The sequence below is a fragment of the Labrys sp. 22185 genome (genome assembly GCF_052045555.1).
Classification (GTDB): domain Bacteria; phylum Pseudomonadota; class Alphaproteobacteria; order Rhizobiales; family Labraceae; genus Labrys; species Labrys neptuniae.
In genome coordinates, this window is sequence record NZ_JBQEPH010000013.1 from 140,855 (window position 1) to 164,175 (window position 23,321).

Genomic DNA, 23,321 nt, shown 5'->3' on the forward strand with positions numbered 1-23,321 from the left:
GCCCCTGTCTCACCTGTATCTTCCATCATGTCCGCCGTGGCAGCAGAAATTTGAGAAAGGCTCTTGCGTAATCTATCTTTCGATATATCTTAAGATCCATCTTAAAGATAGAACGAAAGGTATATCGTATGTTTGGACGACATCATGAGGGCCGCGGACGCGGCGAGTTCTGGGGCCGCGGCGGTTTTCGTGGCTGGGGCCGCGAGGGGCAGCAGGAATGTGCGCCGGGTCGCGGCGGGCGCTGGGGGCGCGGCGGTTTCGAAGGCGATGGTCCGGGCGATTTCTTCGGCAGGGGCTTTGGTGGCCGTGGCCGCGTCTTCGGCCATGGCGACCTGCGCCTGGTCATCCTGGCGCTGATCGCCGAGAAGCCGCGCCATGGCTATGAGCTGATCCGTGCCATCGAGGAAAAGTTCGGCGGCGCCTATGCGCCGAGCCCCGGCGCGGTCTATCCGACGCTGACCCTCCTGGAAGAGCAGGACCATATCCGCAGCGAGGCGTCGGAGGGCACCAAGAAGCTCTACACCATTACCCCCGAAGGCGAGGCCTTCCTTGCCGAGAACCGCGACGCGATCGATGGCGTCATGGCCCGCATGGATCTTGCTGCCAGCGCCTTCTCCGCCCGTTCCACGCCGGAGATGGTGCGCGAGGCCCTGCACACGTTCCGGCACGCTCTGCAGATGCATCGCGGTCCCTGGACGCAGGCCGAGGCCGAGCGGGTCCGCGCCATCATCGAAAAGGCTGCCCGCGACATCGTCGGCGGACAGGGCTGACGGTCGGCCGGGTGAAGGCCACCCTTATCCAGGAAACCTTGCAGGATCACGGATCCTGTTGGTTTTAATGCTAGGATAAAGCTGGCACTTCCCCGGCGATCCAGGAAGCGTAGAAGCAGGGTGCCGTTGCGGCGCCCTGTTTGTCGTTTCAGGTAATTTTTTCAATTCATTGTCTTTAGAGGCTGCTACCGTCGGCCCTTGTCGGTTGTGAGTATTTGATGAACGCCGCCGCCATGGATGGCTTGCCCATTCCCCAACGCTTCCTGGCCTTCCTGACCATCGCCATGGCGCTGACCATGGCGGTGCTCGACAGTGCCATCGTCAATGTCGCCTTGCCTTCGATTGCGGCCGAACTCGCGGTCTCCCCCGCGGAATCGATCTGGGTGGTTACCGCCTATCAGCTCGCGGTCACCATCTCGCTGCTGCCTCTGTCCTCGCTCGGCGACATCATCGGCTACAAGCGCGTCTACTGGGCAGGGCTGGCCGTGTTCACCGCGGCCTCCTTTGCCTGTGCCCAGGCCTCGTCCCTGCCGGTGCTGGCGCTGGCGCGGGCGGTGCAGGGGCTTGGTGGGGCCGGCATCATGAGCGTCAACATCGCCCTGGTGCGCTATATCTTTCCTAAGGCCTCCCTCGGGTCGGGCGTCGGTTACACGGCGCTGGTGGTGGCGGTGTCCTCGGCGGCCGGGCCCAGCGTGGCCTCGGCCATCCTGACCGTGGCGAACTGGCAATGGCTGTTCCTGGTCAACGTACCGATCGGCCTCATCGCCCTCTTTGTCGCAGCCCGGGCCTTGCCGCAGACGCCGGCATCCGGCCATCGCTTCGACTGGATCAGCGCTGTCCTTAATGCTTTTGCCTTCGGTCTGCTGATCGCGGGGCTCGACGGCCTCGGCGATACCGGAACCATGCCGATCGCGCTCGCGATGATCGGCGGGGCCGCGGTGGCGGCCCTCGTCTTGGTCCGGCGATCGGTGAAGCAGCCGGTACCGATGCTGCCGGTCGATCTCTTGCGGCGGCCGGTCTTCTCGCTGTCGATGGCGACCTCGATCTGCTCGTTCGCGTCACAGAGCATGGCCTATGTAGCGCTGCCCTTTTTCCTGCAGCGCACGCTCGGCCATTCCGAGGCGGCGACGGGATTCCTGATGACGCCCTGGCCGCTGATGACCGCGCTGATAGCGCCCATTTCGGGCCGGCTGTCCGATCGGATCTCGCCCGAGAAACTCGGCATTGCTGGGCTCTGCCTGCTGGCAGCGGGGCTGGCGGCGGTCGCCAGCATGGGCGAGCGGCCCGACAGCTTCGACATCGCCTGGCGGCTTGCCCTGTGCGGCTTCGGCTTCGGCCTGTTCCAGTCGCCCAACAACCGCATCATCATCACCAGCGCGCCGCGCGAGCGCAGCGGCGGGGCCAGCGGTCTGCAATCGACCGGCCGGCTGCTCGGCCAGTCGATGGGCGCCGCCGTCGCAGCCGTCATCTTCAGCCTGGTTGCGCAGGGACAGACGGAAATGATCGCCTGGATCGGCGCAGGCCTTGCGCTGATCGGGGCGGTGTCGAGCGGACTGCGCAAGCCGGGCTAAAGCGCGCTCCGGAAAAGGCGATCGACCGTTGGATCAGCAAAGTGCGGTTTGAGGCAATCGCACTTTGCCCTGAGGACGATGGCGGCAGCGGCCCTTCTCAGCTCGCCTCGGTACCGCCGTGGGAAGGCCGCACCACCACCCGCACGCCCACCGGGGTGTTGTGATAGAGGGCCATGATGTCCTGGTTGAGCAGGCGGATGCAGCCCGACGACATCGACTTGCCGATCGAGGTCGGATCGTTGGTGCCATGCAGGCGATAGAGGGTGTCGCGGTCGCCCTGATAGAGATACATGGCGCGGGCACCGAGCGGGTTTTCGACACCGCCCTCCATGCCGCCTGCAAATTTGGCGGCCAGCGGGTCGCGCTTGACCATCTTCGGCGGCGGCGTCCAGCGCGGCCATTCCGCCTTGCGCCGAATAGTGGCCTTGCCGCTCCAGCCAAAACCTTCGCGGCCGACACCGACGCCATAGCGCGTGGCGGTGCCGTCGTCATGGACATGGTAGAGAAAACGATTGTCGGGATCGACGATGATGCTGCCGGGCGCCTCACCGGCGGGGGCGACCACGACGCGCCGCAAATATTTGGGATCGATCGCCTTCAGATTGATGGGCGGATAGTCATGGCCGTTCTCCGTGCCGCCGGCATAGATCTCGCGATAGTTGAAGCCGCTGTCGCTCGATCTATCGAACAGGGAGCCGATGGTGGCACGCGAGGAGGCGCAGCCGGCGAGCAGCAACGGAGCACCGAGAACAAAGACACGACGAGATAAACCGGGCATCACAACCTTTTCCGAACAGCCATCAGTATCGAAGTCACGCCAAAGGCCGGCGCCACGACATTCCGTTAGGTAGGCCTACTATTTCATGCAACGTTCACGCAAGCCAATACCGACGTCAGGCGTCAACGTTTTGCCGAAGCGATCTGCGAATAGCCGGACTCGGCGGGAATCGCAAAGGCTCGGGAGCGGCAGGCTGTGGGGCAAATGAGCGCCCTTGCGAAAGGTGCCGGACCACAAGCTCGGACGAGCGGGCCGGGCCCAATGGCGGGCTCGATCTGCGGGAACCCGATTGCGGATAAGATCGGCCACCCAATCGGGTTTCCGCTGCCTGGCAGCCATCGCTCTTTTGAGCCGTTGTCGCAGATTGAATATACGATGTCCCCGGTGCGACAGCGCAAGGCGCCCCTGTCAGGCTACCTCGCATTAAGAAGCGTTCTATAGTAATCCGTGCTTCACCCAGTGCAGGAACAGCAAGTCATGTCCGACGGCGATCTCGATCTCAACTCACTCCCCGATGACGAGCTCGTCGAGCAGATGCACGACGACCTCTATGACGGCCTGGCCGACGAGATCGTCGAGGGCGTCAATATCCTGCTCAAGCGCGGCTGGACGCCCTATGACGTGCTGACCAAGGCGCTGGTCGAGGGCATGCGCATCGTCGGCGTCGACTTCCGCGACGGTATTCTGTTCGTGCCGGAAGTGCTGATGTCCGCCAATTCGATGAAGGCCGGCATGAACGTGCTGCGCCCGTTGTTGGCTGAGACCGGTGCCCCCAAGGTCGGCAAGATGGTGATCGGCACCGTCAAGGGCGACATTCACGACATCGGCAAGAACCTCGTCACCATGATGATGGAAGGCGCCGGCTTCGAGGTGATCGACCTCGGCATCAACAACCCGGTCGAGAACTATCTCGAGGCGCTGGAGAAGCACCAGCCCGAGATTCTCGGCATGTCGGCTTTGCTCACCACCACCATGCCCTATATGAAGGTTGTGATCGACACGATGAAGGAGAAGGGCATCCGCTCCGACTATATCGTGCTGGTCGGCGGCGCGCCGCTGAACGAAGCCTTCTCGGAAGCCGTGGGCGCCGATGCCTATTGCCGCGATGCCGCCATTGCGGTGGAGATGGCCAAGTCGCTGATCGGCAAGCGCCAGGGCATGGCGGGCTAAGCTCGGCCGCAGACCTGTGCGGAGCGGTCGATGCCGTTCCGCCCTTGGAGCGGCGGCCGATCTCGGGGAGTGGGCGATGACCAGTCCTTCGAAACAAACAGATGGGCCCCGCTCGACGCTGGTGATCGCCTGCGGGGCGCTGGCGCGTGAATTTCTGGCGGTGAAGACGGCCAATGGCTGGGACCATATGGAGGTCACCTGCCTGCCGGCGATCTGGCACAACTACCCCCAGAAGATTCCGGACGGCATCAGGCGCAAGATCCGCGCCAATCGCGCCAAATATGACGAGATCCTGGTGCTCTACGGCGATTGCGGCACCGGCGGCCTGCTCGACGCAGTCCTCGCCGAGGAGGGCGTCGAGCGCATCGACGGACCGCATTGCTATTCCTTTTTCGCCGGCGCGGACGTTTTCGACCGCATGCAGGAGGAGGAGATCGGCACCTTCTACCTCACCGACTTCCTGGTCCGGCATTTCGACCGCTTCGTGATCAAGGGCCTGAAGCTCGATGTCCATCCGCAATTGCTGCCGATGTATTTCGGCCATTACAAGCGGGTGATGTTCCTGGTACAATTCCCCGACCCGGTGCTCGAGCGCAAGGCGAAGGCCGCCGCCGAGCGGCTGGGGCTGCCCCTCGAGGTGCATTACACCGGACTGACCGGGGTGGAGCGCTTCCTGGAAACGGGCCAGGCCCGGACATAGGGCGCGTCGCGGCCAAGACGGCTCGCGGACCGGTCCGGCTGTACCTTACCGATATGTCATTTGCTCCTCTAGCGACTGTAGAAGCTAGGCTTTCTTCTCATCCCTGAAGAGGAGAGCAGGACGATGGGGCACTTTTTCGATCGATTGTTGTCGGGTGGCAGGCATGGCGCCGGCGGCCATCACGGTGGCCACGGATCTCAGGATCGCCATCAGGGCGGATGGGGCCGGTCTCCTGCCCAGGACGGTCCTTCACCGAATGTTGCGCAACGCGTCATGGCGTGCGGCAAATGCGGTGGCGACAATCCGGCCGATGCGCACTTTTGTGCCCAGTGCGGGGAAGGGCTGGGTGCCCGGGACCGCAGCTGTGCCCAGTGCGGTGGCCGGGTGCTGCCCGGGGCGAAATTCTGCACCACCTGCGGAAAGGCTGCCGCGTAAACGCAATAAAGCGGTCATGCCGGCCCTGCGAAGCACAATTGCGATGGAGAGGCTACACGGGAAGCTGTTTTTGCTGTATGGCAGCGCCCCAGAAAATCTCCTCCTTCGCGTAGGTATGCCGTGACCGCCAATCCCCTGTTCAACTCTTTCGCCGGCTTGCGCTGGCGCTACGTGCTCGCCCACGCCGTAATCGTGGCAGCCGCCAACTGGGGCGTGCAGTATGTCGTGCCGGGCACTTCCGATTTCCTGACCTGGGGCGCCTTCATCTTCCCGGTCGCCTTCTTCATCACGGATCTGTGCAATCGGCGCCATGGCGTGGAAATGACGCGCAAGGTGGTGATGGCCTCCTTCGTGATCGCGGTGATCGTCTCCTTCGTGGCGGCGGATCCGCGCATCGCCATCGCCAGCGGTGTCGCCTTCATTTCCGGCCAGATGGTGGATGCGCAGGTCTTCAACCGCTTCCGCCAGCATGCCTGGTGGGTGCCGCCCTCCATCTCCAACATCCTGGCCTCGACGGTCGACAGCGTGCTGTTCTGGGTGATCGCCTTCGTCGGGACGGACGTGCCCTGGGTCAGCCTCGGCTTTGCCGACTATGCCATCAAGATCGCCATGGTTTTCGTGGTGATGCCGGTTTACGGCTATCTCGTCTTCCGCGACAGGCTCTCTGCCAAGACGGTGTAGTTTTGGAGCGCGGACAGGATGTCCGCGCTCCAAATCTTACGGGCAGCCCTTGGTGATGGCGTCGAGGGCCTGCGGCAGGCCGTCGAGCGAATAGCGGTCGGTGGTCTTGTTGCCGCGCTTGGAAGCGCCGGTGAAGACCGCCTCGCGGCTCTTGCGCATGGTATTGACCACGGTGCCTTCCTCGGCGGCGTTCTTCACCCAGGCATTGCTGCCCTTGGTGTAGAGCGTATAGGAGGAGCGGCCGATCTTCAGCGTGGCGTCGCCGCCATCCTTCATGCCGAAGCCGGTGATCATGCTCAGCTCGTTCTTCACACCTTCGCCAGGGCGGCGGGTGATGAAGAGCGTGGCCGGATCGCGTTTCAGCCGCGCAGGCTTGCGGTCCTTCGGGCTGGTGATGGCAAAGCAGGACTTGCCCTTGGCCGTGCCGTTCTGGAAGGCCTGCCAATCGCCGAACTGGCCGAGCGGCGTCGGCTGGGCACCGGCGGCGGCCGGCGCCGGCGCTTCGGCCTTGGGTTTGCGAGGTGCTGCCAGAGCCGAACCGGTGAATGCGACGACGGCGGTGGCGATGAGCGCGATGCGAAGGGTTGAGGACATCATGCTGGCTCGATCGATCCCGAAGTAAGAGGGCAGAAAGCGGTGGCGCCGATCATCGTGAATCGGAGCGCCTCGCGCAACTGCGACGAAAGACAGGGATTCCGGCGAAAGTTCGACCGGAACGGCTCGCAGCCTACGCGGACGCGGTGAGCAAATGGTTAAATCGGGCCAAAAGAACCATGGCGTGCAATTCTGGCTCCGCTCAACCCGCCGCGTTGCGGCCGGCCACCAGCCAATAGACCGTGCCGGCGACGATGCCGATGGCGAGCAGACCGAGCAAGGCACGGTAGAGCAGCACGATGGCGAGGATGTTCAGGCTCATCACCATCGGCGCCACCGCAAAGGCGAGCGCCATCCCGATGGCATAGAACATCCAGCTTGCCTTGCCCATGGTTTCGCCGATCACAGCCACCAGGGCGATCGGGGCGAGCCAGATCGCCAAGGCAGCGGTTGCGGCTTGCCGGATCATCGCACCGATGTCTTCCACGGGGGTCCCGTCGATCAGCGTCGCCAGGGTCTTGAGGCCCAATAATTCGGCGGTGCCGGTGAGCTCTTGCCCGAAATCGTGATTGGCCAGGCCCATCACGCCGACCACAAGCGCGGCGATCGCGGCCAGGACGGCGGCGAAGGCCACCAGCACCAGACGGTCGACGAAGCCGATGACGCCACGCGGGCTATTGGGGGAGGGAGGAGAGGACATCGAACTCCTGGGACCGCAGGCTTCTCGGCAACAACCATCAGCGAAGATTGTTGCGACACCTGCTCGTGGCAATGCCCATAGGGGGAGAAGAGATGCAGGCTGGAAGCCTGCGGTCCCGGAGGGTACTATTCCCCGTCCGCCCCGTGGGCGTAGAAAGCCTCAACCGCCAGCTTCTTCATGGCGTCGGCCTCGATGGCGAGGCGCTCGCGGGCCCGCATCTTCTGGCTTTCGCTCTTGAGCTGACCGCAGGCGGCGAGGATGTCGCGCCCGCGCGGCGTGCGGATGGGCGAGGCGTAGCCGGCATTGAAGACGATGTCGGAGAAGGCCTCGATCGTCTCCCAGTCCGAGCATTCGTAGAAGGTGCCGGGCCAGGGGTTGAAGGGAATCAAATTGATCTTGGCCGGGATGCCCCTAAGCAGCTTGACCAAAGCGCGCGCCTCGGCCGGGCTGTCATTCACGCCCTTGAGCATGACATATTCGAAGGTGATGCGGCGGGCATTGGACAGGCCCGCATAGTTGCGGCAGGCATCCAGGAGCTCGGCGATCGGATATTTCTTGTTCAGCGGCACCAGCTCGTTGCGCAGATTGTCGTTGGTGGCATGCAGCGAGATGGCGAGTGCCGGATTGACGTCGTCGCCCAGCGGGCCGAGCATCGGCACCACGCCCGAGGTCGACAGGGTGATGCGCCGGCGCGACAGGCACAGGCCGTCCTGGTCGGACATCACTTTCAGGGCGGTGGTGACGTTGTCGTAGTTGTAGAGCGGTTCGCCCATGCCCATCATCACGACATTGGAGACGTAGCGCCCGCCGTCACGCGGCACGATCGCACCTTCCGGCGCTTCCTGGCCCGGCCAGTCGCCGAGACGGTCGCGCGCCACCAGGAGCTGGGCCACGATCTCGGCGGCGGTAAGGTTACGCACCAGCTTCTGCGTGCCGGTATGGCAGAAGGAGCAGTTGAGCGTGCAGCCGACCTGGGAGGAGACGCACAGCGTGCCGCGGCTCTCGTCGGGGATGTAGACGGTCTCGATCTCGGCGCCCTTGTCGGCGGGGCCGGTGGAGGGCATGCGCATCAGCCATTTGCGCGTACCGTCGGCCGAGATCTGCTCGGCGATGATCTCCGGGCGGTCGAGCGTGTAGGACTGCTCCAAGAGGGCCCGCAGATGCTTGGACACGTTGGTCATGGCATCGAAGCGGCTGGCGCCGCGAACATAGAGCCAGTGCGAAAGCTGGTTGACGCGCATCTTCACCTCGCCGGCGGGTACGCCCACGGCAGTGAGAGCTTCGGTCAGCGCCGCGCGATCCATCCCGGCGAGGGAGGGCTTGGCGGCGGGAATAGTGGTTTCAGCAGCGGCAACGGGCGCAGTGCTCGCTGCCTGTTCGAGCGGGAGGGCCGACATGCAAAATTCCTGATGTTGGCCGGCGCTATAGCACAGCCAGCCCAAAAGGGCGACCGGCAAAGATGCATGGTGGGCGCGCGCTGGCCTCATCCGGACGCAGCATGCGAAACGGCGCGGATCGCAAGATCCGCGCCGTTTCGTCGGAAACCGTTCGGGCTCAGGCCGCGGCCTTCACCGCGGTCGAGACGGAAGCGATGGTCTTCAGCACCTGGGAGGCGATCTCGTAGGGATCGGCCTGGGAGTTGGGACGGCGGTCTTCCAGGTAGCCCTTGTAGTCGTTGCGCACGAAGGAGTGCGGCACGCGGATCGAGGCGCCACGGTCGGCCACACCCCAGGAGAAGGTGTCGATCGAGGCGGTCTCATGCTTGCCGGTGAGACGCAGATGGTTGTCCGGGCCGTAGACGGCGATATGGGCTTCCTTGTTGGCGGCGAACGCTGCCATCAGGGCCTCGAAATAGGCCTTGCCGCCGACTTCGCGCATATGAGTGGTCGAGAAGTTGCAATGCATGCCCGAGCCGTTCCAGTCGGTGTCGCCGAGCGGCTTGCAGTGCCATTCGATGTCGATCGAGTATTGCTCGGTCAGGCGGAGCAGGAAGTAGCGGGCGAGCCACATCTCGTCGGCAGCGGCGCGGGAGCCCTTGCCGAAGATCTGGAATTCCCACTGGCCCTTGGCGACCTCGGCATTGATGCCTTCATGGTTGAGGCCGGCGGCCAGGCAGATGTCGAGATGCTTTTCGACGATCTCACGGGCAATATTGCCGACATTCTTGTAGCCGACGCCGGTGTAGTAGGGACCCTGCGGGGCGGGGAAGCCATGTTCGGGGAAGCCGAGCGGGCGGCCATCCTTGTAGAAGAAATATTCCTGCTCGAAGCCGAACCAGGCGCCGTCATCGTCGAGGATGGTGGCGCGGGTGTTGGAGGCGTGCGGGGTGACGCCGTCGGGCATCATCACTTCGCACAGCACCACGGCGCCGTTCAGGCGCTCCGGATCGGGGACGACACGGATCGGCTTGAGTACGCAATCCGAGCTCGATCCCTCGGCCTGCTTGGTCGAGGAGCCGTCGAAACCCCAGAGAGGCAGTTGCTCGAGCGTGGGGAAGGCGTCGAATTCGCGGACCATGGTCTTGCCGCGCAGGTTGGCGGTCGGCCGGTAACCGTCGAGCCAGACATACTCGAGCTTGTACTTCGTCATTCTTAGGATACTCGCTGGTGTGAATGGAATGGACGGCAGCCGGTTCGCCGGACTGCCGCCGGTTGCAGTGCAATAAGCAGGAAGCGTGCCAGAGCGCATGGTGCGGCGCTTTTGTCGCAGATGATGGCCCTCCCGTCGGCGCAGACGCGGCGAAATCCGCGTCTTTCCGCGCCATCGACGGAAGAAAGAGGCACGAGCTGTCATTGCCGGGAGTGCTGCCTTCATGCGCAGTGTCCCGATATAGCCCAGAATGCACATAGTTTAGGCAAACACTGCCTGCAAAGCAGGCAAATGATAGGAAGGGGAGGATCGCTGTGCTAAGACTTGATCCTGGTTTGGTTGCGCCCCAGGGCGCGCCAGGCAAGGGAGACGAGCATGACTGCGAGTACCCGGCAAGAGACCGCCAAGATCTACCTCTTCCCTGCGCGGCCGCGTATGGGGTCCAGCCTCGGGCGTGACGAGACCCGGCTTTCCTCGCGCGAGACCCAGCCCTTGCCGCCCGTCGACGTCGACGGCGCCTGGTATCACCAGGCCGCCATTCGCGATGCGGCCGATCCGCGCAAGCGCTGACGATACGGGCAGACAGGACAGGTCCGATCCACCCCCGCCATATCCGTTGGCTGTATCAGGGGCGGAAGGCGTCCGGCGCCGATTTCTCGCTTCCGCGCCAAAGCTTTTCACCGCGCAGCCCCTTGCTTCACCTTCCTTCCATGCCGATACTCGCGCCGACTCGAAACACGAGCATTTCGTGATTTGGCGCGATCGCCGTGAATCGCAGAGACGCTCTCGCCAATCCGTCGGATTGGCTTGGAAACAATGAGCTAGAGCGAAGGAGCGTTTTCGTCTAAACGCGCTGTGTTCTAGGCAACCGCGGAGGCTGGGCGCGCCGCGCACCGGCCCGCAACAGGGAGACCAGCATGGCAGACGCCAAGATGATGTCACAGATAACCGGCAAGGATGGCTTCATCGCCGCCCTCGATCAGAGCGGTGGTTCCACCCCCGGCGCCCTGCGTCTCTATGGCATCGCCGAATCCAGCTATAGTGGCGACGAAGAGATGTACCGCCTGGTGCATGAAATGCGTGTGCGCATCATGACGTCGCCCGCTTTCTCCGGCGACAAGGTGATCGGCGCCATCCTGTTCGAGAAGACCATGGACGGCGATGCCAAGGGCAAGCCGGTACCGACCTATCTGTGGGAAGATCGCGGCGTGGTGCCTTTCCTCAAGGTCGACAAGGGCCTGGCGGCAGAAGAGAACGGCGCCCAGGTGATGAAGCCGATGCCCGAACTCGATGCCCTGCTCGCGCGCGCGGTGAAGAAGGGTATCTTCGGCACCAAGATGCGCTCGGTGATCGCCAATGCTGACAAGACCGGCATTGCCGCCGTCGTCAAGCAGCAGTTCGAAGTCGGCAAGCAGATCCTCGGCCATGGCCTCGTGCCGATCATCGAGCCGGAAGTCTCGATCAAGAGCCCGACCAAGCAGGAAGCCGAGGCCATCCTGCGCGATGAGATCGCCCGGGAACTCGACGCGCTGCCGGCGGGCGAGCAGGTGATGCTCAAGCTCACCATCCCGACCGTCGCCGATTTCTACAAGCCGTTGGTCGACCACAAAGCCGTGGCCCGTCTGGTGGCCCTCTCGGGTGGCTACACCTGTCCGGATGCCTGCGAGAAGCTCAGCCACAATCATGGCATGATTGCTTCCTTCTCGCGCGCTCTCGCCGAAGACCTGCGCGTCTCGATGAGCGATGCCGAATTCAACGATACGCTGGGCAAGGCAATCGATCAGATCTACAAGGCGAGCGTCGTCAAGGTCTGATCGCGAGAGCGTTTTGCGATTTGGTGGCATCGCCAGGAACCGCAAGGACGCGTCGAACCGAAGAGCTGGAGCAAAATAGCGTTCCGTCTGATCGCGCTTTGCTCCAGGGCCGTTCGAGATCACTGGCCGCGAGCGGGGCAGGGTGCCCGGCTCGCGGCCGGATTCGTTTGGGGAACGCAATCTTGATGGCAATCGGGGAGTTCTGGGCGTGACGATCGGCATTGCTGCCTTCGGGGCCGAAGCGGGCCGGGCGGTCTGGGCAGCCTGGGCCGAGGCTGAGAGGCTGGGCAAGGGCGACCTGCATGGCTTTGCGGTGTTCTACGCCCTGGCGCCGGATGGCGAGCCGGTCAGCCTGGAGTGCCAGCGCGGCGGTCTCGAGACCATTCGCGCCCAATGGTCCACCCGACCTGATCTTGCCTGGATGATGGCCTCGCCGCTGGCGGCGGTGATCACCAGCGGACCTGATCGCCCCGAGCCGCTTGCCCAGTTTCTCGCCGCAAGCCGCAGCGGCTTCGTCACCGGCCACCGGCTGCCGAATAGGGTAGGCGCTTCCGGCTTTCCTGTGAACAGGGAGGCGCTGTCGCTGATCGAGAGGGGCGTCCTTCCCGGCGAAGCCGTGCGCATGGTGCTGCTTGCCAATCCGCGCGTCGATGCCGGCCTGATCGCCGTGACGCCCCATGCCATCGGCGTGGAGGACAGCGAGTTGGTGCGCGAGCGCGCCGATCGCGGCCAGGCCCATGTTCTTGCCACCGATGGGCGTTACGGCCTGGCCCTCTTGCACAACTCCATCGAGCCGGCAGCGGGCCTCGCCGACAGCGCCGCGCGACGGGGCGCCGCAGTGCTGGCCGGGCACGAATCATAAGGCCGGGCTATAGCGAAGTAGAGGCCGGCATACCGGTCCGGAACGACCCAGGGACCTCATCATGACTGCCACCTGCGACCTGATCTTCCGGCAGGCGAATATCTTCGACGGCACGGGCGCCATGCCGCATCTCGCCGATGTCGCCGTCACCGGCGAGCGCATCGTCGCCCTCGGCGAGAAGCTGCCACACCAGGCCAGGACCGAGATCGACGCCGCCGGGCTTGCCCTCGCGCCCGGCTTCATCGACGTGCACACCCATGACGACCGCGCGGTGATCGCCACCGACATGGCGGCCAAGCTCAGCCAGGGCGTGACCACGGTGGTGGTCGGCAATTGCGGCATCAGCCTCGCCCCGCTGCGGGCGAAGGGCGAGGTCGTGCCACCGCTCGACCTGATCGCCAAAGGCGAGCATGAATTGTTCGAGCGTTTCGCCGATTATTTCGAGGCGGTGGAAGCGGCGGGAACCACGGTGAACGTCACCTGCCTGGTCGGCCACACCACGCTCCGCCTTGCCACCATGGACCGGCTCGACCGTCCGGCCACCAGGGCCGAATGCGCCCGCATGCGCGATTTGCTCGACCAGGCGCTGGCGGATGGGGCCATCGGCCTTTCGACCGGGCTTTATTACCAGCCGGCCAATGCCGCCTCGACGGCGGAGGTGATCGCCGTCGCCGAGCCGCTGGCGAAATATTCGGCCATCTACACCACCCATCTGCGCGACGAGGCCGATCACCTGCTGGAAGCGATGGAAGAGGCCTTCGCCATCGGGCGCGAGGCCGATGCGCCGGTGGTGCTGTCGCATCACAAGGCGACCGACCCGCAGAACCATGGCCGCACCCGCGTGTCCCTGCCGATCATCGAGAAGCGGGCGCGCGAGCAGCCCGTCACGCTCGACGTCTATCCCTATGCGGCGTCCTCCACCGTGCTGGAGGCCAAGCGTGCCGGCCAGGTCGAGCGCATCCTGATCACCTGGTCGAAGGCGCGGCCCGATCTCGCCGGCAAGACGCTCGACGTCATCGCCCGCGAGCTCGGCGTCTCCAGAGAGGAGGCGGTGGCGAAGCTGCAGCCGGCCGGCGCCGTCTATTTCACCATGGATGAGGAAGACGTGCGGCGCGTGCTGCAGTTCCCGCTGACCATGGTGGGCTCGGACGGGTTGCCGCACGACGTGCGCCCGCATCCCCGACTGTGGGGCACCTTTCCCCGCGTGCTCGGCCATTATGCTCGTGATATCGGCCTGTTCGGCATGGAGGAGGCGGTTCGCCGCATGACGGCGCTGCCCGCCGCCCGCTTCGGCCTTGCCCAGCGCGGCGTGATCAGGCAGGGCGCCTATGCCGACCTCGTGCTGTTCGATCCCGAAACCATCCTGGACAGGGCGAGCTTCGACGATCCCATGCAGCTCTCGGCCGGCATTCGTTCGGTCTATGTCAATGGGAGCCTGGCCTGGAGCGAGGGCAAGGCGGCCGGCCCCCGCGCCGGCAAGGTGCTGCGCAACCGCGACCTAGTGGCGAAGAATTTCACCGCCGCATTTGCGTGAGGCAGACGCAGTTGCCTGGGAGAAGGTGCCGTAGCGTGGTCCCTTAAGGACCACGCGTTCAAGTAAAGAACGTGGGGGCGGATGAGGGGAGATACGCAACCATTCCAGGCATGCGCCGACACCCCTCATCCCCCTGCCGGGACCCAAGGCACTTCCAAAAGAAGTGCCCGGTCCCGTAAGGGGAGAAGGCTATTTCACCTCACTTGGGCGGCATGCCGATATCGTATTTGAAGTATTTCCCGGCGATCTGCTTGAATTCGCCGCTGGCATAGACGGCCTTGATGCCGGCATCGAGCTTGGCTTTCAGCTCGGTGTCCTCCTTGCGCAGGCCGCCGCCGATGCCGCCCTCGAACAAGGGATCCTTGGGGAAGCCCTTGGAATCGCAGCAGGCGCCGTCCTTGCCTTCCAGGAACGGCCCGACGGAATCGGCGTCGCCCAGCACCAGTTCGATGCGCCCGGCGGCCAGGTCAGCCATGGCGGCATCGAGCGTGGCATAGTTGCGGATCTCGGCCTCCGGATAGGCCTTCTGCACATATTGGGCGTGGATGGTGCTGGTCTGCACGCCGACCGCCTTGCCCTTGAGGCCGCCTGGCACGAATTCGAACTTGTCGTCCTTGTTGCCGATGAACTCAACCGGGGTGTTGTAGATCGGGATGGTGAAGGCGATCTGCTTCTGCCGCTCCGGCGTGATCGACATGCCCGCCCAGATCACGTCGATCTTCTTGGCGAGGAGGGCCGGCATGATGCCGTCCCAGGCGGTGGCCACCACCACGCAATCGAGTTTGGCTTCCTTGCACACCGCCTTGGCATAGTCGGGCAGGAAGCCCTGCCAATTGCCCTGGCCGTCCAGCGAGAAGAAGGGCGGGATCGGCTCGGCCGAGACGCTGATCCTGACGGGATCGGCGTGCGCCACGGCTATTCCCATCAGAAGGGCCGCGCCCGCCAGCAAACTCGTCTTGAAACTCTTCATGGACCCAATGTCCTCCCTTTGCTCCCGCTCTGTCGGCGTTTTTGATTGGGCCGAAAGGAAAAAGCCTCCGGCGCGTGGCAGCAGAACGTATTCGTCAGACAAGGTCAATCGGCCCGATGACGGCCAAAGCCGGCAGTTTGCCGGTGGCGGAGCGGTTCGCGACGATGCCGGTGGGGGGCCGATGCCTATTCCTTCCCGCCCGGTTTACGCCACACTCGCTCGAAGGGGAGGCGCCAGGCGTTGGGGGCGATGAGCTGGTGGATCGACTTCGGGCCCCAGCTGCCCTGGTCGTAGAGGCGCACGGGCGGCGGATTCTCGAGCAAAGGCTGGGAGACTTCCCAGAGCCGTTCGATGCCCTCGGCCGTGGTGAACAAAGTGTGGTCGCCGCGCATGGCGTCGAGGATCAGGCGTTCATAGGCTTCCAGCACGTCGCCGATCAGGCCGGTTTCGCTGAGGGCGAATTGCAGCGAGAGCTTGTCGAGCCGGAAGCCTGGGCCGGGGCGCTTGCCGTAGAAGGAGAGCGAGACCTTGGAGGCGTCGGCGAGGTCGAAGGTGAGGTGGTCGGGGCCTTGCGCACCGACGCCGGAACCCGCCGGGAACATGCTCTTGGGCGGCTCGCGGAAGGCGATCGAGATGATGCGCTGGCCTTCGGCGAGGCGCTTGCCGGTGCGCAGGTAGAAGGGCACGCCGGCCCAGCGCCAATTGTCGATGGCGCATTTGAGGGCGATGAAGGTCTCGGTGTCGCTTTCAGGGTCGACGCCCGGCTCCTCGCGATAGCCGATATACTGTCCGCGCACCACCTCGCGCGGATCGAGCGGCACCATGGAGCGGAACACCTTGTTCTTCTCCTCCGAGATCGGCTGGGGCTCCAGCGCGGTCGGCGGCTCCATCGCCATGAAGGCGAGGATCTGGAACAGGTGCGTCACCACCATGTCGCGATAGGCGCCGGTGGATTCGTAGAAGGCGGCGCGGGTGCCCAGGCCCAGCGTTTCCGGCACGTCGATCTGGACGTGATCGATGAAATTGCGATTCCAGATCGGCTCGAACAGGCCATTGGCGAAGCGGAAGGCCAGGATGTTCTGGGCCGGCTCCTTGCCGAGGAAGTGGTCGATGCGGAAGATCTGACTCTCGTGGAAGACCTCGTGTAGGCGGGCGTTGAGGGCGACGGCACTGGCCAGATCCGTGCCGAAGGGCTTTTCCATGATGATGCGGCAGCGGTCGACGAGACCCGCCTCCGACAGCATCTGCACGGCCGAGAGTGCGGCGTTGGGTGGCACGGACAGATAATGCACGCGGCGGGCTTCGGGGCCGAGTTCGGCTTCGGCCCGCGCCACAGCTTCCTTGACCGGGCCGGCACCGGCCGAGATCGGCACATAATCGAGGCTGGCGGCAAAGGCTTCCCAATCGGCCTGGGAGACCTTGCGGGTGGAGAATTTGTCGAGCGCGTCGCGTGCGATGGCACGGAAGCCGTCGGCATCGATGTCATCGAGCGAGACCCCGATGATGCGGCAGCCCGGGATGAAGCCGGCACTGGCCAGATGGAAGAGGCCGGGGATCAGCTTGCGACGGGAGAGGTCGCCCGTGGCGCCCACCAGCACCACGACCTGCGGCTTGCCCGGGCCGACGCGCGAGGAATTCTTGATCAAGGCTCTCGTTCCCATTGGTTTTGCACTGCGCCGGCGCGCCACGCCGCGGGCCGATCCAGGCCCGTCCTTGCCTGAAGCCGCCATCGCCGAGCCCCATACCGGTTCGAGGCAGGAATAGGGGCATAGACGGGAGGGATGATCAAGGGCGGCAAGAAAAAATGGGCGGCGCAGAATTAATTCGCCTGGCGCGGTCGATGTCATATCGTCGCCGCAGTCTTGCGCAGATTAGAATTAATCCAATCTGGAGCCCGAACATGTCCTCCGCGTCCTACCGCCCCGTTCAAAAAGCCCTGCACTGGGCGATCTTCCTGCTGGTGCTGGCCTGTTATGGCCTCACCTATAATGAAGTGTTCTTCGCCAAGGGGGACCCGATCCGGGACCTGTCCTGGTGGAACCATATCTCGCTGGGCCTCCTGCTTACGGCCTTGATCGCCGCCCGTCTCCTCGCCCGCCTGGCGCTCGGCACCCCGCCCTTGCCCTCGACCATGTCGGGCATGGAGGTCGCGGCGGCGAAGGGAGCCCATTTCCTCCTCTATGCCCTGATGATCGGGATTGTCGGCCTCGGCATCACTCTCACCTGGCTGCGTGGAGATGCCCTGACCTTCTTTGGCCTGTTCACCATACCCGCCCCCGTGGCTCCCGACCGCGATTTGGCGCATCAAGTCAAGGAACTACATGAGTTGTGCGCGGATGGGATCCTGGTCGTGGCCGGCCTCCATGCCGTTGCAGCGCTCTGGCACCATTATGTCCGGGGCGACGATGTGCTGACACGCATGCTTCCCCGCCGTTCGGCGCGGTAGTGCGGGCAGGCGATAGACACCATTTGGCTTCTTGTTTGATCTGGCTCAGACTCTTGTTTCGATACCCCTTGTAGCTTCGTTCCGGCACCCCACATCATTCTCAGCGAATGCCTGCGGGGTTCGCAAATCTGTATGGCGCCTGGACGATGCTACGGGTCCCCGGGCGTGCTGGAAGGGACATAGAATGAATTTTGAACGCTATACCGAACGGGCCAGAGGCTTCGTGCAGTCGGCGCAGTCGCTCGCTTTGCGCGAGGGGCATCAGCAGTTCGCTCCCGAGCATCTCCTGAAAGTCCTGCTCGACGATCCCGAGGGATTGGCGGCAGGCCTCATCGATCGCTCCGGCGGCAATTCGCGCCAGGCGCTGAATGCCGTCGAGGCCGCGATCAAGAAGCTGCCCAAGGTGCAGGGCACGGGTGCCGGCCAGGTCTATCTGACGCCGGGGCTTGCACGTGTGTTCGAGGCGGCCGAGAAGGCGGCCGACAAGGCTTCCGACAGCTTCGTCACGGTCGAGCGACTGTTGCTCGCGCTTGCCATTGAGAAGGATACCGAGGCCGGCAAGGCGCTGGCGGCTGCCGGCGTGACGCCGCAGAACCTCAACAAGGCGATCGAGGCCCTGCGCAAGGGCCGCACCGCGGACAGCGCCACGGCAGAGAACGCCTATGACGCCCTGAAGAAATATGCCCGCGACCTCACCACCGATGCCCGCGAGGGCAAGCTCGACCCGGTGATCGGCCGCGACGAGGAGATCCGCCGTACCATTCAGGTGCTGTCGCGGCGCACCAAGAACAACCCGGTGCTGATCGGCGAGCCCGGCGTCGGCAAGACGGCGATCGTCGAGGGCCTGGCGTTGCGCATCGTCAATGGCGACGTGCCCGAGAGCCTCAAGGACAAGGCTTTGCTGGCGCTCGACATGGGCGCGCTGATCGCCGGTGCGAAATATCGCGGTGAGTTCGAGGAGCGCCTGAAGGCCGTGCTGAATGAGGTGACCTCTGCCGATGGAGAGATCATCCTGTTCATCGACGAGATGCACACGCTGGTCGGCGCGGGCAAGGGCGAGGGGGCGATGGATGCTTCCAACCTCTTGAAACCTGCTTTGGCACGCGGCGAGCTGCATTGCGTCGGCGCCACCACGCTCGACGAATATCGCAAGCATGTGGAGAAGGACCCGGCCCTGGCGCGGCGCTTCCAGCCCGTCTTTGTCGAGGAGCCTACGGTGGAGGACACCATCTCCATCCTGCGCGGCCTGAAGGAGAAGTATGAGCAGCACCACAAGGTGCGCATCACCGACAGCGCGATTGTGGCGGCGGCGACCTTGTCGAACCGCTACATCACCGATCGTTTCCTGCCGGACAAGGCCATCGACCTCGTCGACGAGGCCGGCTCGCGTCTGCGCATGCAGGTGGACTCCAAGCCCGAGGAGCTCGACGAACTCGACCGGCGCATCGTCCAGCTCAAGATCGAGCAGGAAGCACTCAAGCGCGAGAACGACGACGCTTCCAAGGATCGTCTCGCCAAGCTCGAAAAGGAGCTGGCCGATCTCGAAGAGCGTTCCTCCGAACTCACCCAGCGCTGGAAGTCCGAGAAGGACAAGCTCGGCCTTGCCGCCGATCTCAAGGGCCAGCTCGACAAGGCCAAGAACGAACTGGCCGAGGCCCAGCGCCGCGGCGAGTACCAGCGTGCGGGCGAATTGACCTATGGCATCATTCCCAAGCTCGAAAAGGAGCTGGCGGAGGTCGAGGCGTCCGAAGGCAAGGTCAGCATGGTCGAGGAGGCCGTGACGGCGGATCATGTCGCGCAGGTGGTCTCGCGCTGGACGGGCGTGCCCGTCGACAAGATGCTGGAAGGCGAGAAGGACAAGCTCTTGCGCATGGAGGACGTGCTGGCGACCCGCGTGGTCGGTCAGGGCGAGGCCGTGCAGGCGGTTTCGACCGCGGTTCGGCGCGCCCGCGCCGGCCTGCAGGATCCCAACCGGCCGATCGGCTCCTTCATCTTCCTGGGCCCCACGGGCGTAGGCAAGACGGAGCTGGTGAAGGCGCTTGCCGCCTTCATGTTCGACGACGACACGGCGATGACCCGTATCGACATGTCCGAATATATGGAGAAGCATTCGGTGAGCAGGCTCATCGGCGCGCCTCCGGGCTATGTCGGCTATGACGAAGGCGGTGCGCTGACCGAAGCCGTGCGGCGCCGGCCCTACCAGGTCGTGCTGTTCGACGAGATCGAGAAGGCCCATCCCGACGTCTTCAACGTCCTCCTGCAGGTGCTGGACGACGGCCGCCTGACGGACGGGCAGGGCCGCACCGTCGACTTCCGCAACACCTTGATCATCATGACCTCCAATCTCGGGGCCGAATATCTGGTCAACCAGAAGGAAGGCGAGGATTCGGACAAGGTGCGCGAAGAGGTGATGGCGGTGGTGCGCAGCCACTTCCGGCCGGAGTTCCTCAACCGGGTCGACGAGATCATCCTGTTCCACCGCCTGAAGAAGGCGCAGATGGGCGCGATCGTCGATATCCAGATGACCCGGCTGCAGAAGCTGCTCGACGAGCGCAAGATCACGCTGCATCTCGACGATGCCGCGAGAACCTACCTTGCCGACAAGGGCTACGACCCGGCCTATGGCGCACGTCCGCTCAAGCGCACGATCCAGCGCCTGGTCCAGGATCCGCTGGCCGAGATGATCCTCTCCGGCAAGGTGAAGGACGGCTCGACCATCGAGATCGGAGCGACCGGTTCGGGCCTGGTCATCGGCGGCCAGGCGGTGAATGCCAGGGCGGCGTAAGGAAATATCAGCCGAAAAACGAGAAAGCGGGCCTTCGGGCCCGCTTTTTTATGGCAGCTGAAGCTGAAACAGCCACCACATGAATCGCGGCAACTATGCGCCCGGCTCAAAAATGGAACCCGACTGTCGGGTCCGTGCGTCGAGAAACGTCCTTGGAGCGTAGCGCCATCGACGACAATCGAGGAGAAACGCATGACCGCGACCATGAGCGGGCTGAAACCCGCTACCGAACTGGCAGCCTTGAACGAGGCCCGGATCCCGAATGAGAACGAGGAGTATCGCCGCGCCCGAACCGCGCTGCTTGCGGAGGAAATCGAACTTCGCCGCCATATCGAACGCGTGGCAGAAATGCGCCGCGCGCTGCCGCCGGGAGCACCCGTGACAAAGGATTATGTCTTCGAGGGGGAGAACGGGCCTGTTCGTTTCGCAGACTTGTTCGGCAAGCATGAGAGCTTGATCGTCTACAACTACATGTTTGGTCCCGAGCGCAAACGCCCGTGTCCGATGTGCACCGCGCTGCTCGGCGCGCTGGCGGGTAATGCGCAGGATATCCAGCAGCGCGCGGCGCTTGCCGTCGTCGCGCGCGCGCCGATCGGGCGGCTCACCGATTTCAAGCAGGAGCGGGGCTGGCGGCATTTGCCGCTCTACAGCGACACCAGCGCCGAATTCGGCCGTGATTTCGGGACCTGGCGCCCGGACGGGGATTATCCGGGCTACAATGTCTTTACCCGGCGCGACGGCTCCATCCGTCATTTCTGGGGCGGCGAGATGGGCGGCGTGACCGCCGATCCCGGCCAGGACCCGCGCGGCGCACCCGACTTCACGCCGCTCTGGAACGTGCTCGACACCACGCCAGAGGGGCGCGATCCGCATTGGTATCCGAAGGTGGACTATGATTGACCGATAGCGACAGTGCTGCGAGGCAGCACGGCTGCGCCGGGGCCGGCATGGCCGGGCCGGTCCGGCGCAGGTGATGTCAGCGCTCGATGGTCTTGTTCCAGCGATTGTTCCATTCGGGGCGCTTGGCGTTGATGGCGTCCCAATCGAGCGTGATGACGGTCTTCATATAGCCGTTGAAGGCATCGAGCTTGGACTGGGCGACGGGATTGGAGGCCTTGGTGCTGGGATTGGAGGGAATGATGTTGCCGGCATTCAGGGCCTTTGCCTGCGCTGCCGCCGACATCAGATAGGCGGCCAGCTTCTGCGACAGCTCCGGCTCCGAATTCTTGGCGGTGACGCACTGGGCGATCATCAGCAGTACCGAGCCTTCCTTGGGCTGGACATATTCGACCGGCAGGCCCTTGTCCTTCAGATTGCCGATCGCCGTCGGCGTCAGCGGGAAGATCGCGGCTTCGCCCGTCTGCACCATTTCCGACAATTTGGCCGAGCTTGGAATGAACTCCAATACGTTGGGGGCAATGTCCTGCTTGATCTTGGTAAAGCCCGGCTCGACATTGCCCTCGCTGCCTCCTTCGATGCGGTTGACCATCAGCAGGGCATGCAGGCCATAGGTCGAGGTGGCGGCGGATTGGAAGACGAGCTTGTCCTTGAATTTCGGGTCGGCCAGGTCGAGCCAGGAGGTCGGCGCCGGCCAGCCATTCTCGTCGAAGATCTTCTTGTTGTAGCCGATGCCGGTCATGCCCATGTCGATCCCGGCTGCCATGTCGCCCTTGATGCGGGCGCTGGCCGCGATTTCGTTCAGTTCGGGCGAGGGCTGCAGCTTTTCGCACAGGCCCGAGGAGATCGCACGCATCATCACACCGTCATCGAGGAAGATGAGATGCATTTGCGGGTTGTCCTTGGACGCCGTCGCCTTGGCGAGGATGTCGGTCGAGGTGCCGGGCACGACGACGATCTTCACCCCATTGGCTTTCTCGAAATCCGGGAAGACGGCTTCGGTGAAGGTCTTTTCGTAGGGACCGCCATTCATGCCGACATAGAGCGTCTTGTCTTGGGCCAGTGCCGCAGATGATGCGCTGATGGCCACGGCGAACGATGCGGCGGCTCCTGCCAGAAATTTCAGGTTCATTCCAATCCCTCTCGTGATGTGCAGGCCCATGTCGGTTTTCGGTTGTCGGCCTGGCGCGGACCTGCACCCCGCGTGGGCCATTTTCCGGAAGGTTCTTACCCTTTGCCGATCAGCACCCTGTCGAGCCCGAAGGCACGGTCGAGGATCAGCATGGCGCAGGCCGTCAGGGCGATCATCAAGGCCGAGACCGCCGCCATCATCGGATCGATCGACTCCGTCGCGTACATGTACATGCGCACCGGCAGCGTGACGGTCGATGGAGCAGTGACGAAGATCGACATCGTCAGTTCGTCGAAGCTGTTGATGAAGGCGAGCAGCCAGCCGCCGGTGATGCCCGGCAGGATCAGCGGGGCGGTGATACGGCGGAAGACCGTCCACTGCGAGGCTCCGAGCGTTCTTGCCGCCTGCTCGGCACTGCGGTCGAAACCGGTGAGGGCCGACAGCACCAGCCGCAAGACATAGGGCGTGATGATGACGGCATGGCTCAGCACCAGCCAGGCGAAGCTGCCCTGCACGCCGATAAGGGCGAACAGGCGCAGCAGGGCGACGCCGAGCACCAGGCTGGGAATGATCAGCGGTGAGAGGAACAGCGCATTGAGGGCGTCGCGTCCGGGGAACTCGAAGCGGTCGATGGCCAGGCCCGCCGGTATCGAGAATACCACGGCGATCGAGGCCGAGAGTGTCGCGACCCAGATGCTGTTCCAGAACGAGGCGACGAAGTCGGGATGGGCGAACACCGCCTTGAACCAGCGCAGGGACAGGCTGGTGGTCGGCAGGGTCAGGGTGTTTTCGGGGGTGAAGGCGACGATGCAGATCACCACCAGCGGCGCGAGAACGAAAGCCACCACGAGCGTGTGGAAGATGAGGGCGAGGGGGCCATTCTTCTGCATCGA

Annotated in this window: 23 protein-coding genes; 14 read left to right on the forward strand and 9 right to left on the reverse strand. The window is 64.1% G+C overall.

Annotation, left to right across the window (positions count from 1 at the left end; translation table 11 throughout):
- Window positions 1–128: 128 nt before the first annotated feature.
- Window positions 129–770: a PadR family transcriptional regulator gene (locus ACTJKX_RS23335; protein WP_394312310.1), complete on the forward strand. Its 642-nt coding sequence runs from the start codon at window positions 129–131 to the stop codon at window positions 768–770.
- 218 nt (window positions 771–988) lie between these two features.
- On the forward strand, window positions 989–2,341 hold the full coding sequence (locus ACTJKX_RS23340; RefSeq protein ID WP_394312308.1) for an MFS transporter: 1,353 nt from the start codon (window positions 989–991) through the stop codon (window positions 2,339–2,341).
- A gap of 97 nt (window positions 2,342–2,438) precedes the next feature.
- Here ACTJKX_RS23340 and ACTJKX_RS23345 read toward each other — a convergent pair whose 3' ends face one another.
- A complete protein-coding gene (locus tag ACTJKX_RS23345) occupies window positions 2,439–3,119 on the reverse strand; it encodes a L,D-transpeptidase (RefSeq protein WP_311934333.1) in 681 nt (226 codons plus the stop codon).
- Between the two features lie 477 nt (window positions 3,120–3,596).
- Here ACTJKX_RS23345 and ACTJKX_RS23350 point away from each other — a divergent pair, with 477 nt between their 5' ends.
- From ACTJKX_RS23350 to ACTJKX_RS23365, 4 genes are all read left to right on the forward strand, one after another.
- A complete protein-coding gene (locus ACTJKX_RS23350) occupies window positions 3,597–4,289 on the forward strand; it encodes a corrinoid protein (protein ID WP_311934332.1) in 693 nt (230 codons plus the stop codon).
- Window positions 4,290–4,365: 76 nt separating this feature from the next.
- Window positions 4,366–4,989, forward strand: coding sequence for a DUF1638 domain-containing protein (locus ACTJKX_RS23355; RefSeq protein WP_311934331.1), 624 nt, complete (start codon window positions 4,366–4,368; stop codon window positions 4,987–4,989).
- A 273-nt stretch (window positions 4,990–5,262) separates the two neighbouring features.
- Window positions 5,263–5,424, forward strand: coding sequence for a double zinc ribbon domain-containing protein (locus ACTJKX_RS23360; protein WP_440726692.1), 162 nt, complete (start codon window positions 5,263–5,265; stop codon window positions 5,422–5,424).
- Window positions 5,425–5,544: 120 nt separating this feature from the next.
- Window positions 5,545–6,105 carry a queuosine precursor transporter gene (locus ACTJKX_RS23365; protein WP_440726675.1) on the forward strand — a complete coding sequence of 187 codons (561 nt, stop codon included), beginning with the start codon at window positions 5,545–5,547 and terminating at the stop codon, window positions 6,103–6,105.
- 36 nt (window positions 6,106–6,141) lie between these two features.
- Here the strand turns inward: ACTJKX_RS23365 and ACTJKX_RS23370 are convergent, their stop codons facing one another.
- From ACTJKX_RS23370 to ACTJKX_RS23385, 4 genes are all read right to left on the reverse strand, one after another.
- Entirely contained in the window at window positions 6,142–6,702 is a 561-nt protein-coding gene (locus ACTJKX_RS23370; protein WP_440726676.1) for an invasion associated locus B family protein, read from the reverse strand.
- A gap of 199 nt (window positions 6,703–6,901) precedes the next feature.
- Complete coding sequence (locus ACTJKX_RS23375; protein ID WP_394312301.1) at window positions 6,902–7,399, reverse strand: hypothetical protein; 498 nt, start codon at window positions 7,397–7,399, stop codon at window positions 6,902–6,904.
- Between the two features lie 125 nt (window positions 7,400–7,524).
- On the reverse strand, window positions 7,525–8,796 hold the full coding sequence (gene rlmN, locus ACTJKX_RS23380) for a 23S rRNA (adenine(2503)-C(2))-methyltransferase RlmN (RefSeq protein WP_311934327.1): 1,272 nt from the start codon (window positions 8,794–8,796) through the stop codon (window positions 7,525–7,527).
- 157 nt (window positions 8,797–8,953) lie between these two features.
- A complete protein-coding gene (locus ACTJKX_RS23385) occupies window positions 8,954–9,988 on the reverse strand; it encodes a glutamine synthetase beta-grasp domain-containing protein (protein ID WP_311934326.1) in 1,035 nt (344 codons plus the stop codon).
- Between the two features lie 375 nt (window positions 9,989–10,363).
- Here ACTJKX_RS23385 and ACTJKX_RS23390 point away from each other — a divergent pair, with 375 nt between their 5' ends.
- The 4 genes from ACTJKX_RS23390 to ACTJKX_RS23405 all read left to right on the forward strand — a co-directional run bounded on the left by ACTJKX_RS23390 (window position 10,364) and on the right by ACTJKX_RS23405 (window position 14,198).
- Entirely contained in the window at window positions 10,364–10,558 is a 195-nt protein-coding gene (locus ACTJKX_RS23390) for a DUF2735 domain-containing protein (protein ID WP_311934325.1), read from the forward strand.
- A gap of 347 nt (window positions 10,559–10,905) precedes the next feature.
- Complete coding sequence (locus ACTJKX_RS23395; RefSeq protein WP_440726677.1) at window positions 10,906–11,802, forward strand: fructose bisphosphate aldolase; 897 nt, start codon at window positions 10,906–10,908, stop codon at window positions 11,800–11,802.
- Window positions 11,803–12,010: 208 nt separating this feature from the next.
- Window positions 12,011–12,664, forward strand: coding sequence for a DUF6963 family protein (locus ACTJKX_RS23400; protein ID WP_440726678.1), 654 nt, complete (start codon window positions 12,011–12,013; stop codon window positions 12,662–12,664).
- Window positions 12,665–12,725: 61 nt separating this feature from the next.
- Window positions 12,726–14,198: an N-acyl-D-amino-acid deacylase family protein gene (locus tag ACTJKX_RS23405; protein ID WP_440726679.1), complete on the forward strand. Its 1,473-nt coding sequence runs from the start codon at window positions 12,726–12,728 to the stop codon at window positions 14,196–14,198.
- Window positions 14,199–14,397: 199 nt separating this feature from the next.
- Here the strand turns inward: ACTJKX_RS23405 and ACTJKX_RS23410 are convergent, their stop codons facing one another.
- Both ACTJKX_RS23410 and zwf read right to left on the reverse strand, forming a co-directional pair.
- A complete protein-coding gene (locus ACTJKX_RS23410; RefSeq protein ID WP_440726680.1) occupies window positions 14,398–15,168 on the reverse strand; it encodes a transporter substrate-binding domain-containing protein in 771 nt (256 codons plus the stop codon).
- Between the two features lie 185 nt (window positions 15,169–15,353).
- Complete coding sequence (gene zwf, locus ACTJKX_RS23415) at window positions 15,354–16,829, reverse strand: glucose-6-phosphate dehydrogenase (protein WP_394312294.1); 1,476 nt, start codon at window positions 16,827–16,829, stop codon at window positions 15,354–15,356.
- Here zwf and ACTJKX_RS23420 point away from each other — a divergent pair.
- The 4 genes from ACTJKX_RS23420 (at window position 16,807) to ACTJKX_RS23435 (ending at window position 21,299) form a co-directional block, all read left to right on the forward strand.
- Window positions 16,807–16,932, forward strand: a complete 126-nt coding sequence (locus ACTJKX_RS23420) for a hypothetical protein (protein WP_311934366.1) — start codon at window positions 16,807–16,809, stop codon at window positions 16,930–16,932. The two genes, zwf and ACTJKX_RS23420, sit on opposite strands and share 23 nt — an antisense overlap.
- Window positions 16,933–17,068: 136 nt before the next feature.
- On the forward strand, window positions 17,069–17,614 hold the full coding sequence (locus ACTJKX_RS23425) for a cytochrome b (RefSeq protein WP_440726681.1): 546 nt from the start codon (window positions 17,069–17,071) through the stop codon (window positions 17,612–17,614).
- A 184-nt stretch (window positions 17,615–17,798) separates the two neighbouring features.
- Window positions 17,799–20,399 carry an ATP-dependent chaperone ClpB gene (gene clpB / locus ACTJKX_RS23430; protein WP_394312292.1) on the forward strand — a complete coding sequence of 867 codons (2,601 nt, stop codon included), beginning with the start codon at window positions 17,799–17,801 and terminating at the stop codon, window positions 20,397–20,399.
- Window positions 20,400–20,591: 192 nt separating this feature from the next.
- Window positions 20,592–21,299 (forward strand): DUF899 family protein, encoded by a 708-nt coding sequence (locus ACTJKX_RS23435; protein ID WP_394312290.1) that lies wholly within the window; start codon window positions 20,592–20,594, stop codon window positions 21,297–21,299.
- A 76-nt stretch (window positions 21,300–21,375) separates the two neighbouring features.
- Here the strand turns inward: ACTJKX_RS23435 and ACTJKX_RS23440 are convergent, their stop codons facing one another.
- Window positions 21,376–22,428, reverse strand: coding sequence for an ABC transporter substrate-binding protein (locus tag ACTJKX_RS23440; protein ID WP_311934317.1), 1,053 nt, complete (start codon window positions 22,426–22,428; stop codon window positions 21,376–21,378).
- Between the two features lie 95 nt (window positions 22,429–22,523).
- Window positions 22,524–23,318 carry an ABC transporter permease gene (locus ACTJKX_RS23445; RefSeq protein ID WP_440726682.1) on the reverse strand — a complete coding sequence of 265 codons (795 nt, stop codon included), beginning with the start codon at window positions 23,316–23,318 and terminating at the stop codon, window positions 22,524–22,526.
- Window positions 23,319–23,321 lie beyond the last annotated feature (3 nt).

Excerpts from the sequence above, each read along its gene's own strand:
- ACTJKX_RS23335 (WP_394312310.1), top strand. The coding sequence starts at position 129 with ATGTTTGGACGACATCATGAGGGCCGCGGACGCGGCGAGTTCTGGGGC.
- ACTJKX_RS23340 (WP_394312308.1), top strand. The coding sequence starts at position 989 with ATGAACGCCGCCGCCATGGATGGCTTGCCCATTCCCCAACGCTTCCTG.
- ACTJKX_RS23345 (WP_311934333.1), bottom strand. The coding sequence starts at position 3,119 with ATGCCCGGTTTATCTCGTCGTGTCTTTGTTCTCGGTGCTCCGTTGCTG.
- ACTJKX_RS23350 (WP_311934332.1), top strand. The coding sequence starts at position 3,597 with ATGTCCGACGGCGATCTCGATCTCAACTCACTCCCCGATGACGAGCTC.
- ACTJKX_RS23355 (WP_311934331.1), top strand. The coding sequence starts at position 4,366 with ATGACCAGTCCTTCGAAACAAACAGATGGGCCCCGCTCGACGCTGGTG.
- ACTJKX_RS23360 (WP_440726692.1), top strand. The coding sequence starts at position 5,263 with ATGGCGTGCGGCAAATGCGGTGGCGACAATCCGGCCGATGCGCACTTT.
- ACTJKX_RS23370 (WP_440726676.1), bottom strand. The coding sequence starts at position 6,702 with ATGATGTCCTCAACCCTTCGCATCGCGCTCATCGCCACCGCCGTCGTC.
- ACTJKX_RS23375 (WP_394312301.1), bottom strand. The coding sequence starts at position 7,399 with ATGTCCTCTCCTCCCTCCCCCAATAGCCCGCGTGGCGTCATCGGCTTC.
- rlmN (WP_311934327.1), bottom strand. The coding sequence starts at position 8,796 with ATGTCGGCCCTCCCGCTCGAACAGGCAGCGAGCACTGCGCCCGTTGCC.
- ACTJKX_RS23385 (WP_311934326.1), bottom strand. The coding sequence starts at position 9,988 with ATGACGAAGTACAAGCTCGAGTATGTCTGGCTCGACGGTTACCGGCCG.
- ACTJKX_RS23390 (WP_311934325.1), top strand. The coding sequence starts at position 10,364 with ATGACTGCGAGTACCCGGCAAGAGACCGCCAAGATCTACCTCTTCCCT.
- ACTJKX_RS23395 (WP_440726677.1), top strand. The coding sequence starts at position 10,906 with ATGGCAGACGCCAAGATGATGTCACAGATAACCGGCAAGGATGGCTTC.
- ACTJKX_RS23405 (WP_440726679.1), top strand. The coding sequence starts at position 12,726 with ATGACTGCCACCTGCGACCTGATCTTCCGGCAGGCGAATATCTTCGAC.
- ACTJKX_RS23410 (WP_440726680.1), bottom strand. The coding sequence starts at position 15,168 with ATGAAGAGTTTCAAGACGAGTTTGCTGGCGGGCGCGGCCCTTCTGATG.
- zwf (WP_394312294.1), bottom strand. The coding sequence starts at position 16,829 with ATGGGAACGAGAGCCTTGATCAAGAATTCCTCGCGCGTCGGCCCGGGC.
- ACTJKX_RS23425 (WP_440726681.1), top strand. The coding sequence starts at position 17,069 with ATGTCCTCCGCGTCCTACCGCCCCGTTCAAAAAGCCCTGCACTGGGCG.
- clpB (WP_394312292.1), top strand. The coding sequence starts at position 17,799 with ATGAATTTTGAACGCTATACCGAACGGGCCAGAGGCTTCGTGCAGTCG.
- ACTJKX_RS23435 (WP_394312290.1), top strand. The coding sequence starts at position 20,592 with ATGACCGCGACCATGAGCGGGCTGAAACCCGCTACCGAACTGGCAGCC.
- ACTJKX_RS23440 (WP_311934317.1), bottom strand. The coding sequence starts at position 22,428 with ATGAACCTGAAATTTCTGGCAGGAGCCGCCGCATCGTTCGCCGTGGCC.
- ACTJKX_RS23445 (WP_440726682.1), bottom strand. The coding sequence starts at position 23,318 with ATGCAGAAGAATGGCCCCCTCGCCCTCATCTTCCACACGCTCGTGGTG.